Source organism: Flavitalea flava (assembly GCF_054461575.1).
On the sequence record NZ_JBTLQH010000021.1, the window covers coordinates 82,304 to 94,734 of the forward strand.

The 12,431-nt window shown below is 46.7% G+C and carries 7 protein-coding genes; all 7 read left to right on the forward strand.

Annotated elements, in window-relative coordinates; genetic code table 11:
• The first annotated feature begins 5 nt into the window (after positions 1-5).
• The 7 genes from ACX0G9_RS18310 (at position 6) to ACX0G9_RS18340 (ending at position 12,316) form a co-directional block, all read left to right on the forward strand.
• The gene (locus ACX0G9_RS18310; RefSeq protein ID WP_459066393.1) at positions 6-1,112 is read left to right on the forward strand and encodes a glycoside hydrolase 5 family protein; all 1,107 of its coding nucleotides are present in this window, start codon (positions 6-8) and stop codon (positions 1,110-1,112) included.
• Between the two features lie 8 nt (positions 1,113-1,120).
• Positions 1,121-2,155, forward strand: coding sequence for a LacI family DNA-binding transcriptional regulator (locus ACX0G9_RS18315; RefSeq protein WP_459066394.1), 1,035 nt, complete (start codon positions 1,121-1,123; stop codon positions 2,153-2,155).
• Positions 2,156-2,249: 94 nt separating this feature from the next.
• Entirely contained in the window at positions 2,250-4,724 is a 2,475-nt protein-coding gene (locus ACX0G9_RS18320; RefSeq protein ID WP_459066395.1) for a glutaminase family protein, read from the forward strand.
• A 408-nt stretch (positions 4,725-5,132) separates the two neighbouring features.
• Complete coding sequence (locus ACX0G9_RS18325; protein WP_459066396.1) at positions 5,133-5,735, forward strand: TetR/AcrR family transcriptional regulator; 603 nt, start codon at positions 5,133-5,135, stop codon at positions 5,733-5,735.
• Between the two features lie 535 nt (positions 5,736-6,270).
• On the forward strand, positions 6,271-7,458 hold the full coding sequence (locus ACX0G9_RS18330) for an efflux RND transporter periplasmic adaptor subunit (protein ID WP_459066397.1): 1,188 nt from the start codon (positions 6,271-6,273) through the stop codon (positions 7,456-7,458).
• 84 nt (positions 7,459-7,542) lie between these two features.
• Entirely contained in the window at positions 7,543-10,692 is a 3,150-nt protein-coding gene (locus ACX0G9_RS18335) for an efflux RND transporter permease subunit (RefSeq protein WP_459066398.1), read from the forward strand.
• A gap of 148 nt (positions 10,693-10,840) precedes the next feature.
• Positions 10,841-12,316, forward strand: a complete 1,476-nt coding sequence (locus ACX0G9_RS18340) for an efflux transporter outer membrane subunit (protein WP_459066399.1) — start codon at positions 10,841-10,843, stop codon at positions 12,314-12,316.
• Positions 12,317-12,431: the final 115 nt, after the last annotated feature.

Consider the following 12,431-nt stretch of genomic DNA (forward strand, 5'->3'; position numbering starts at 1 on the left):
AAAAAATGATCAGAAGATTGCGCGTTTATGGATCTTTAATACTCCTGGTAAACATGACGGGGGCTACCGCTACTTATGCACAAAGGGTGGGAAAGACTGCCGTTCCGGTATCCATACCCGGTAAAGTATGGTCTGCTGAAAAAGCCAATGCATGGTACAGGGAGCACAAATGGCTGACGGGGGCAAATTATATTCCGGCCACTGCGATCAATCAATTGGAGATGTGGCAGGCTGATAGTTTCGATCCGGCCACGATAGATAAAGAATTAGGCTGGGCCGAAGGGATAGGTTTTAATACCATGCGGGTTTTTCTTCATTCCATTGCCTGGAGCCAGGATCCTGCCGGATTTAAAAAGAGAGTGGATCAGTTCCTGTCTATTTCAGATAAACATCATATCCAGCCTTTGTTCGTATTTTTTGACGACTGCTGGAATAAAACTCCCAAAGCAGGACTGCAGCCTTCTCCCAAGGCCGGTATCCATAATTCAGGCTGGGTCCAGGATCCCGGACAACCAGCTTCTGCTGAGGAAGCGAGATTCCCTGGACTGGAAAAATATGTAAAGGATGTGCTCACTACGTTCGGACATGATAAACGGATATTACTTTGGGACTTGTATAACGAACCCGGGAATTCGGGCAAAGGGGATTCGACCCTTGCCCTTTTATCGCTATGCTATAAATGGGCCCGGGAAATCAACCCGGACCAACCCATAAGTTCAGGTCTTTGGGACTGGAGCCTGGAGAATATCTCTATCCTGCAACTGAATAATTCAGATGTGATCACCTATCATGATTATGATGAAGGGCCGGCCCATAAAAAGGTAATCGAGATCCTGAAAGCCAATAACAGGCCATTGATCTGTACCGAATATATGGCGCGTACGAGAAACAGCCGTTTTTCCACGATCCTACCCTTGTTAAAAATGAAAAATGTCGGGGCTATCAACTGGGGGTTCGTAGCCGGTAAGACCAATACCATCTATGCATGGGATACGCCAATGCCGGACGGAAGTCAACCCGTTGAATGGTTCCATGATATTTTCAAAACGGATGGAACTCCTTACCGGGAGGATGAAGTAAATCTTATCCGCAAATTGAATGGGGTGCAATAACCGGTGTAATGAGCGACCCGATATTACCAGTTACCTTAACGGATATTGCCCGTGCGCTTAATATCACCGCCGCGACGGTATCCCGTGCACTTAATGATCAGCCGGGTATCAGGGATTCTACCCGAAAGGCGGTAAAGGATGCCGCTGCCAGGCTGAATTATCAACCCAATAAAATTGCTTCCTCGCTTCGCCTGGGGAAGTCGAACATTATCGGGGTGATTATTCCCAGTGCGGAAATAAATTTTTTCGGATCGGTGATACATGGCATTGAAAAGATAGCGAATGAAAACAAGTATTCCATCCTGATCTACCAGTCAAATGAATCATACGAGAGTGAAAAAAAAGGCGTACAGACTTTTCTTCAGGCAAGAGTGGATGGCGTACTGGCCTCCATATCCAAGGAAACGATCAACCTTGATCATTACAGCGAGATAAAAAAGAGGGGTATTCCGCTTATTTTTTTCGACAGGGCCAGCGATGCCCTTGATGTATCGACCGTTGTCGTTGATGATTATGCAGGCGCATTCGCAGCTACGCAACACCTGATCGGTCAGGGCTGTCACCGGATCGCCCATATTGGCGGCCAGCAGCATGTAAATATCTTTAATCTGCGGTTAAAGGGATATATCGATGCACTGAACGTCAATGGACTTACCGTGGATGAAGACCTGATCATTTATGGTAAGGTAGGGATTGAATCGGGAAGGGAATGCATGAAAAAACTGCTGGCGCTTCGTAAAATACCGGATGCGGTTTTTGCGGTGGAGGATTTCACTGCTCTGGGAGCTATTCAGGCGATCAAAGAGGAAGGTAAAGTAATCCCTGAGGAAATTGCCATCGTAGGTTTTGCCAACGAATCCTTTGGTGAATACCTGACACCCTCTCTTTCTACCGTGAACCAGCAAACGGTTTCGATGGGAGAGGAGGCTGCAAAACTATTTTTCGAAGGGCTCGGCAAAGGCGATCCCTACCGGAACCCTTCCCGTAAATTGATCCTGGAACCAAGACTGATCATCCGGCAGTCGAGTCGTAAAAAAGGTTAGTGAGGTAATTATCCCCACCTTTCCATAAATTGCGTCGTTAGGAGCATTTACACAAACGATCTGATTGAAATAATTTATTTAATGCAAATTCCCCATGAACAGAACACTCCGTTTGTCAATTTTTTTAGCCCGGTTCCTGTTGCTGCAAATCATTGTTTCGCATGCGCAGGAAAGACTGGCTCCGGCTTATCCGCTGATCAATCACGATCCTTATTTCAGTATCTGGTCCACAACCGACGAGTTAAATGCGTCCGTTACCAAACATTGGACTGGGGCCAATCAGTCCCTGACCGGTTTGATAAGGGTCGATGGGAAGGTTTACCGTTTTATGGGGAATGAACCCAAAACTTACCAAACGGTTGTTCCTGCATCCGACGAAGAGAACTATTCCAGTAAATACCTGGAAACTGAGGCACCGGCAGATTGGAAGGAACCCGCGGGCAAAGAAGATAACTGGAAGACCGGGAACGCTCCCTTCGGCGATAACGAACAAACCGATAAAACACCCTGGAAAACCAGGGATATCTGGATCCGCAGGACATTTATGATGGGGGAGCCTGATTTTAAGAAACTATATCTTAAGATCAGTCATGATGATAATGCCGAAGTTTATCTGAACGGAGAAGAAATTTATCGCAAAACCGGATGGCTCAGCCATTTCGATTATGTAGAATTAAATACATCGGCCATAAAAAAATTAAAGAAAGGGAGGAATGTGCTGGCCATACATTGTGAGAATACAGCCGGAGCCGCACATCTCGATGCCGGTCTTGTTACCGACCCCCCGCCATCGGAACATACCGGTCTTATACTTCCGGCGGAACAACGGTCTGTAAATCTGAATGCGACCCAGACCATTTATACTTTTGCGTGTGGAAATATCGACCTGACTCTGACCTTTACCTCACCACTGCTCCTTACTGATCTGAATTTGTTGTCCAGACCAGTCTCTTATATTACGTACAGTGTAAAGGCAAACGACGGGCAAGCGCATAGGACCGACATCTACCTGGGGGCATCCACGGATATTGCCGTGAATCTTCCTTTCCAGGCAGTTGCCGCCCAGCAATATGCAACCGGCGATCTGAATATCCTAAAAGCAGGAACCAAAGAACAGCCCATATTAAAGAAAAAAGGCGACGATCTGCGAATCGACTGGGGTTATATGTACATCGCCTCACCGGGAATGGATAAAAGCAGGCAATATATTACTACTGCCGCACAAGCCCAGTATAGTTTTGTGGAAGACAGGGCTGTCTCTACCGTCCATGATGGGAAAGGGCTTGTTTTAAATACCGTTTTATCCTTCGGTGATGTGGGCGGCCAGGCGAAGGAAAAATATCTGCTGATCGGTTATGACGATATCTACGCCATTCAATATTTTAAAAAGGATCTTAAGCCCTGGTGGAGGGAAGATCCTGCACAGACCATCGAAAAACAGCTTACCGCGGCGGCAAAGGAGTACAGGTCCGTTCTTGACAGATGTAAAAAGTTTAACGATGAAATGCAGGGGGATGCCACCCTTGCAGGAGGGGAGAACTATGCCCGCTTATGTGTTCTTGCCTACCGCCAAAGTATTTCGGCGCATAAACTGGTAAAAAGCCCACAGGGAGACCTGCTATTCCTGTCCAAGGAAAATTTCAGCAACGGCTGTATCAATACGGTGGATGTAACCTACCCTTCAGCCCCCTTATACTTGTTGTATAACCCCGAACTGATGAAAGGGATGCTGAACGGCATTTTTTACTTCAGCGAGAGCGGTCTTTATACCAAACCCTTTGCAGCGCATGATCTGGGGACCTACCCTTTGGCTAACGGACAGGTTTACGACGAAGATATGCCGGTGGAAGAGTCCGGGAATATGCTGATCCTTACCGCTGCCATTGCCAAGGCGGAAGGCAATGCGGAATATGCCCGCAAACATTGGAAAACGCTTACCACATGGGCTGAATACCTGATGAAATCCGGTTTTGACCCGGCAAATCAACTTTGTACGGATGATTTCGCAGGCCATCTGGCCCGCAATGCCAATCTTTCCGTAAAAGCGATCGAGGGGCTGGGGAGCTATGCCTTGCTGGCCGATATGCTGGGCGACAAGGCTACGGCCGGAAAATATAAAGATAGTGTAAAGGCAATGGTTCCGGAATGGGAAAAACTCGCCGGGACGGGGGATCATTATTCCCTGACCTTTGATAATAAAAACACCTGGAGTCAAAAATATAATATGGTCTGGGACAAAGTACTCGGATTGCATCTTTTCCCGGAAACCATTTACGATAAGGAGGTGAAGTTTTACCTTACCAAACAACAGGCTTTTGGCCTGCCCCTCGATAGCCGGCAGACCTATACCAAATCGGATTGGGTATTATGGTCGGCCTGTTTAGCAACCGATCCGGCCGATTTTAAGGCCTTGTCGGACCCCATGCTTACTTATGCAACCGGTACCAAAAACCGCGTCCCGCTCAGCGACTGGCATCAGACGACAGATGGTTCCATGGTCGGATTTCAGGCCAGAAGTGTAGTAGGAGGGTATTTTATGAAGTTATTGGAATGGAAATTTAAAAAATAGTTCCCCTTTTTGTCCTGTTTGTCCTTCTTCATGCGTCTTATAGGCGGACGCATCGCGGCCATTAGGCCGGGAACAGCCATTTTTTGTTTTTTAGAAGCCAGCTTTATCCGGTTTGTTTGTTATCCATCTTCCCGTGAGGCGACAGGAACTACGTTTTCTTGCTGACTTTCCTGCTGGCTTTATATAGCATTAATATTTATGCTACTATTGCTGACATAGGGTTGTCACTCCGGGGGCCTTTCTTTGTGGATGATCTCAAAAGCAGAAAGGCAGGGACTGCTCTTTCGAAAAATGGACCTTATCCCTGTGGGAAGAGGAGGAAATAAAAAGATAATGCAAAAAACTTTTGCTGGTTTTAGAAACGTCGTTATCTTTGCTGACAGTGTTAGGATAAATTCCATTGTAAGTATGGGCACCATAGAACGTAAACAAAGGCAAAAAGAAGAAGTCAGAACAGCTATCCTTCAGGAAGCCTGGCGCCTTGTGAAAGAGGAAGGCTGGCAGGCTTTGTCGATCAGAAAGATCGCGGATGCCATCGAATACAGCACTCCTGTCATCTATGATCATTTTGCCAATAAGGAGGCAATTCTATATGAATTTGCTAAAAATGGCTTCCTGTTATTGTCAAAAAAAATATCGGCGGCCAAAAAGAAGTATGCCGAACCTTCGGAACGTTTGGAAGCCATGGCGGATGCCTATTGGAAATTTGCGACTCAAAACGAAGAGTATTATAAATTGATGTATGGCCTGGGGATGCCTCCCTGCGAGGTAGAAAACAAAATGCCGGACTGTGAATGTTATGACAGCCTGTTACTGGAGACGATCAGGGAGATCCTGGCGAAGAACAAGAACCTGGCAGCCGATCCGACATTAAAGTATTATACGTTATGGTCAGTTCTGCACGGCCTGATCGCCATTAACCAGATGAAAAATGCGCCGTCTTCCAATGGATTGAATCAATTGATCTTAAAAGATGCCATTCATGGTTTTATTCTGGGATTAAAGGGATGACCGGCAAAGGGTGGCTTCAGCCAACGGGATGGGAAAATTGAGATAAAGTAGTATTTTTATATTGAAAAAAATATGGGTTTTTGTTGAAAAATTAATCCCACCTATTGAAAAAAGAGTGCCAACTTTTAATAAAAAGATAATTTAAAGTTGAAACACTAATTTTTTCGTGCCTAGGGAAAGACCTTCCTTCGTCCTGATGGCTTGCCGCACATGTAAAAAAAGATAGCCCGGTTTTGGTTATTCAATATTTTTATAAATAATTGGCTTTTTACACAACCATTTACTTGCCTGGCTGTTATACTAGCCCCTGTTCTGAATAAGACCAGGTTTTTACAGAAACTGAAAAAAGATAAAGTAGTAGATCTTATATTTTATAACACTATAAAACAATGCTTATGACACAAAAAAAATTCTCCACGACTCAAATAAACTGTTTTTAATTATTAACTGGCAACTATTAACTGACAACCGGACCCAGACCGTTAGAAAGAACTTCTAAAAAAGTAAGCAAACAAAAAACAAACAACTCACCAACATGAAATCATCAGCACCATCCGTTAATTGGAGACGGAACAGTATATTCATTTTCCTTATAGCAGCAGTTGCACTGAGTAGCTGCAGCTCCTCTTCCGGCAGCCCGGAAGGAGCAGGAATGGCCATGCCGCCCCCTGCTTTACCGGTGATCGATATCAGCAGCATGGCTGCTACCACTTATCAGGATTATACCGCTTCGCTGGAAGGGACAAAAAATATCGATATCCGTTCGCAGGTTGACGGTTATCTCGATAAGATTTATATGGACGAAGGAACTTATGTTAAGAGGGGTCAACCTCTTTTTAAGATAAACTCCCGGCCTTATGAAGAACAGGTAAATAATGCAAAGGCAAATCTTTTGGCAGCCAAGGCAAATTTATCCAGCGCGCAGATCAATGTCGAAAAGCTGGAGCCACTGGTAAAAAATAATGTAGTCTCCGATGTTCAGTTGAAGACGGCACAGGCTTCTTTCGAAGCTGCCAAGGCCAGTGTTGCACAGGCGGAAGCCACGGTCAGCAATGCGCAGATAAACGTGGGCTATACCCTCATCACATCGCCGGTAGACGGCTATTTGGGGAGGATACCCTATAAAATAGGTAGCCTGGTAATAAAAAACGATGTCAATGCCCTGACCGTTGTGTCCGACATAAACCAGGTATATGCTTATTTTTCCTTAAGTGAAACGGATTTTCAGCAATTCAAGAATCAATTCGTTGGCAGCACTGTCGAGGAAAAAATCAAACAACTGCCTCCCGTAGAACTGATCCTTGCCGATAATACCGTTTATGCACAAAAAGGGAAAGTAGGGATAGTAGAAGGCCAGTTCAACCGGTCAACAGGCACCATTAGTTTTCGTGCCAGTTTCCCCAATGAGAAAGGACTGCTGCGTTCCGGCAATACCGGTAAAATAAGAATTCCTCACCAGGTGGCCTCTGCCGCCATTATTCCACAGGAAGCCACCTTCGAAATACAGGATAAGGTGTTGGTCTTCGATTTAGGAGACAGTAATAAAGTGTTCAGCAAACCCATTACCATAACCGGCAGGAGTGGTACTTATTACCTGGTGGAAAAGGGAATAAACCCAGGTGAAAGAATTGTATACACCGGCATGGATCGTTTGAGAGATGGCATGGTCATCGTTCCTCAAAAGATGTCGATGGATAGCATATTGAAAGTAAGGCCATTGTAGAAGAAACCGACAGGAGACCTATCATTAATCAGCACAAATGCAGGCAGTACTTTTTTCTGCCGGCATGGAGAAAATAATAATAATATGCTCAGGAAATTTATCAGGAGACCGGTTTTATCAACCGTAGTTTCCATTATACTCACTTTATTGGGATTATTGTCCTTGTATTCGTTGCCAATAACGCTGTTCCCGGATATTGCCCCGCCCAGTGTTCAGGTAACAGCCGCCTATCCCGGTGCCAATGCGGAAGTGGTAGCCCGTTCGGTGGCCACTCCCCTGGAAGAAGCGATCAACGGGGTGGAGAACATGACCTATATGACATCCAATTCCAGTAATGACGGAACCATGTCACTGACAGTCTATTTCAAACAGGGTACCAATCCTGACATTGCTTCGGTGAATGTGCAGAACCGTGTATCGAAGGCGGTCAGCCAAATTCCGCAGGAGGTTATCCAGGCAGGTATTTCGACCCAAAAACAGCAGAACAGCATTATTATGTTCGTTGCGCTGTCCAGTAAGGATAATACCTATGACGAGACTTTTTTGCAGAACTATATCAAGATCAACCTTATCCCCCAGATACAGCGTATCCCCGGGGTGGGACAGGCGCAGATCTTCGGTACCAAGGATTATTCCATGCGTATCTGGTTGAAACCTGATCGCCTGATTGCCAATAAACTTACTCCGCTGGATGTAACGAATGCGATCAGGGCCCAGAGCCTGGAAGCAGCGCCGGGAAGGTTTGGAGAAAGCAGTAAGGAAGTATTCGAATATGTATTAAAATACAAAGGAAAATTAAATAAGAACGAAGACTACGAGAACATCATCATCAAGGCGAATAGCGATGGGTCCCTTCTTAAGTTGAAGGACCTGGCCAGAGTGGAATTCGGGTCTTATACGTATTCTTCCAATGGTATGCTGAATGGTGGCCCTACCTCGGGTTTCGCGGTTTTCCAGACAGCGGGATCGAATGCCAATGATATCCTGACAGAAGCCGAGCGGCAGATAAAAGCCTTTTCGGCAGATCTCCCTAAAGGTGTGAAGGCGACTATCATGTACAACTCAAAAGAGTTCCTCGATGCGTCTATCAGCCAGGTGCGTGAAACGCTGATCATCGCGTTCATCCTGGTCTTTATCGTCGTGTTTATCTTTCTGCAGGATTTTCGTTCCACGCTGATACCGGCCATTGCCGTGCCGGTGGCGATCATCGGGACCTTCTTCTTTATGCAGCTGTTTGGGTTTACCATTAACCTGCTCACGCTGTTCGCCCTCGTATTGGCGATCGGTATAGTCGTGGATGATGCCATTGTGGTCGTGGAAGCGGTGCATTCCAAACTGGAAACTACCAACCTTCCGGTAAAGGAGGCGACCCTTCAATCTATGAATGAGATATCCGGGGCCATCATATCCATCACCATGGTAATGGCTGCGGTGTTCGTACCCGTAGGTTTTATGCAGGGTCCGGCAGGGGTGTTCTACCGGCAGTTCGCCTTTACATTGGCCATCGCCATTTTAATTTCAGCCGTAAATGCATTGACCCTGAGTCCCGCCTTGTGTGCCTTGTTCTTAAAGAGCCCGCATGGCGAAGATGGTCATCCTGTTAAAAAAGGTTTTGGCGCCCGTTTCTTTGCCGGCTTCAATGCAGGATTTGCGAATATGACCAATAAATACAAGAGCAGCATTGCATTTCTAATTAAGCGGAAATGGGTCGCTATCGTTGGTTTGCTGCTCATCACGCTGACCACCGTCTGGCTGGTGCGTAAAACCCCGACAGGGTTTATTCCTACCGAAGATCAGGGCTTTTTGCTGTACGCTGTAAATACGCCTCCCGGTAGTTCTCTGGACAGAACCCATAAGGCCATGATGGAAATAGACAGCATCATTAAAGGAGAACCCTATGCAGAGAACCGTTATATCATCGAAGGGTTGAACTTTATCAGTAATGCCAATGCATCGCCTTATGGAGCCGGCTTTATACGGATGAAGGATCTCGATAACAGAGGACCTGTCAAAGATGTCAACCAGATATCCGCCTCACTGGCACAGAAAGTGAGCCAGGTGAAAGGGGCGAATGCCTTCTTCTTCCAGTTCCCGACCATCCAGGGTTTTGGTAATGTGAGCGGTTTCGAATTCATGTTGCAGGATCGCAGCAACGGGTCGCTGGATAAACTGGCGGCTACCACGCAGGCCTTTATCGGCGCCCTGTTTGGAAGAAAGGAGATCGCCTATGCCTTTACCACATTCGCCGCTGGGAACCCCCAGTATATGATCGAAATAGATGATGCCAAAGCCAGGCAGTTGGGCGTGTCCGTGAGCGATCTGCTGCAAACAATACAGATCTATTACGGCAGCAGCTTTGTATCCGATTTTAACCGGTTCGGTAAGTATTACCGGGTTATGGCACAAGCCGATATTAAGTACCGGGCCAACCCGGGAACCTTAAATGAGATCTTTGTAAAGAATGCAAGCGGAGAAATGGTTCCGGCTAATTCAGTGGTAACACTTAAAAGAGTATATGGTCCTGAAACGGTAACCCGGAATAATATGTTCGATGCGGTAACCATTAATGGTTCTCCTAAACCCGGTTTCAGTACCGGCGACGCCATCAAGGCTATCGAGGAAACAGCCAAACAGGTGCTCCCCAGAGGGTATGCCGTAGAATTTACAGGTATGACCAGGGAAGAAAAAAGTGCAGGTACGCAAACCACCCTGATCTTTATCCTCAGTATAGTATTTGTCTACTTCCTGCTGGCCGCCCAGTATGAAAGCTACATATTGCCGCTTGCCGTAATATTTACGGTACCTACGGGGATCCTTGGGGTGTTTGCCTTTATCAATCTGACAGGTATAGAAAACAATATCTATGTACAGGTCGGTTTGATCATGCTGGTTGGTCTTTTGTCCAAAAATGCCATTCTTATCATTGAGTACGCCGTGCAACGGCGCCGTGCTGGAATGGGCCTGGTAGAGTCAGCTTTGGAAGCGGCAAAATTGAGGTTGCGCCCGATCCTGATGACATCGTTTGCCTTTATCGTAGGCTTGTTACCCCTGGTATGGGCGCATGGAGCATCCGCTCTGGGCAACCGGTCAATCGGTACAGGCGCTGTAGGCGGCATGTTGACAGGAGTGGTACTGGGTATATTCATTATCCCGGTGTTATATGTGATCTTCCAGTATTTACAAGAGAAGGTTACAGGACCTCCGGTACCGACGACGTCGAACTATTCCGAATAGTCGGGCTGTGGCCGACTATTCGGAATGGGCCGAAGGCCCCGACATGAGAGCAAGAGAAGAAAATTGCTTGCAATTTTCTTCTTAAGTGTATCGAGCGAAGAATCAGGACGAAAAACAAATCATCTTTCAAATCATTTATCAATAAGTTATGGCAAGCAAAATAAAATCAGCAGGCAGGTTTAGCACCAAAAGGGCAGCGGGGTATGCGGCACTTTTGCTGGTAGCCGGTTGGCTCGGCGGCTGTAAAGCAGGCAAGGACTATCAGCGCGCTGAAGTACCTGCACCGGCTGCTTTCCGCACAACTTCAGGATCAACGGCAGCACCCACTGCTACAGCGGATACCAGCAGTATCGCCAATATTGAGTGGAAACAATTTTTTACCGATACGACCCTGCAAGGGCTTATTGCCCGTGGGATCGCGTATAATTATGATCTGCAACTGGCCATTAAAAGGATCGATGCGGCTAATTCACGGTTAAAGCAGGCAAAGCTGCTGCAATTGCCGAACGTCAACTTCCAGGTAACTGCGCAGACCTCGCGTCCTTCGGACAATAGTCTGAACGGGTTAAGTACACAAAGTTTCCTGAAGACAAACCATTTGGAGGATTACAATGCCAATATAGGTATCTCCTGGGAAGCCGATATCTGGGGCAAGATCAGGAGGCAAAAGGAAGCCACGGTGGCCCAGTATCTCCAGAGCTATGAGGCAGCCAAGGCCGTACAGACGCAATTGGTTTCCGATATCGCACAGGGTTTTTACAACTTGCTGATGCTGGATGCCCAACTGGATATAGCCGTGAAGAACCTTGCGCTCCGGGATAGCACCCTTCAGGTGACCAGGTTTCAAAAAGACGCCGGTGACGTAACACTGCTGGCTGTAGAACAAGCCGAAGCACAGAAACAGACCACAGCCATTTTGATACCTCAGCTGGAACAGGCTATTGCCATCCAGGAGAATGCCCTCAGTTTGCTAACCGGGGAAGTGCCGCATGTTATCGCACGTAATCCAAACGGCCTGTTACAGTTCAATGTACCTGAAAATCTTCCCACCGGGTTGCCGGCTGCCATTGTCAGCCGCAGGCCTGACGTACGCTCTAACGAGCTGGCACTTATGTCATCGAATGCCCTGGTTGGTGTAGCACAGGGAAACATGTACCCATCCCTGGTGATCACGGCTTCGGGGGGGCTCAATTCATTCAAAGCCAGCAATTGGCTGAATATTCCCGGCTCTTTATTCGGTTCGGTCGTTGGCGGTCTTACCCAGCCCATCTTTCAGCATCGTGAATTCAAAACCAAGCTCGAGCTGGCTAAAAATCAACAGGAGCAATCGCAGATCATTTTCCGTCAATCCGTATTAAATGCGGTGGGAGAAGTCTCCGATGCCCTGGTCAAGGTGGATAAACTGAAACTGCAGAAAGAGATTTCTGCGGCACAAGTGGAGACCCTGCATCATGCGATAAACGATGCCCATCTGTTATTTAAAAGCGGATTGGCCAATTACCTGGAGGTGATCACCGCACAGACAAGCGCTCTGCAGGCAGAGTTAAACCTTGCTGATGTCGAACGCCAGCAATTAAGCTCAGTAGTGGACTTGTACCGGTCCCTGGGGGGAGGTTGGAAATAGGATAACAAAGAGATTGTAGATTAACGAATTGGCTTTATTAAAAGAGAGGCTTTCAACACATAGGTCACCAAAGAAAAAGAGGCTGTCAATTTATTTTGACAGCCTCTTTTGTATT

Bases quoted from the DNA above. Each gene is read 5' to 3' on its own strand.
- ACX0G9_RS18325 (WP_459066396.1), top strand. From the start codon at position 5,133: ATGGGCACCATAGAACGTAAACAAAGGCAAAAAGAAGAAGTCAGAACA.
- ACX0G9_RS18340 (WP_459066399.1), top strand. From the start codon at position 10,841: ATGGCAAGCAAAATAAAATCAGCAGGCAGGTTTAGCACCAAAAGGGCA.
- ACX0G9_RS18315 (WP_459066394.1), top strand. From the start codon at position 1,121: ATGAGCGACCCGATATTACCAGTTACCTTAACGGATATTGCCCGTGCG.
- ACX0G9_RS18330 (WP_459066397.1), top strand. From the start codon at position 6,271: ATGAAATCATCAGCACCATCCGTTAATTGGAGACGGAACAGTATATTC.
- ACX0G9_RS18335 (WP_459066398.1), top strand. From the start codon at position 7,543: ATGCTCAGGAAATTTATCAGGAGACCGGTTTTATCAACCGTAGTTTCC.
- ACX0G9_RS18320 (WP_459066395.1), top strand. From the start codon at position 2,250: ATGAACAGAACACTCCGTTTGTCAATTTTTTTAGCCCGGTTCCTGTTG.
- ACX0G9_RS18310 (WP_459066393.1), top strand. From the start codon at position 6: ATGATCAGAAGATTGCGCGTTTATGGATCTTTAATACTCCTGGTAAAC.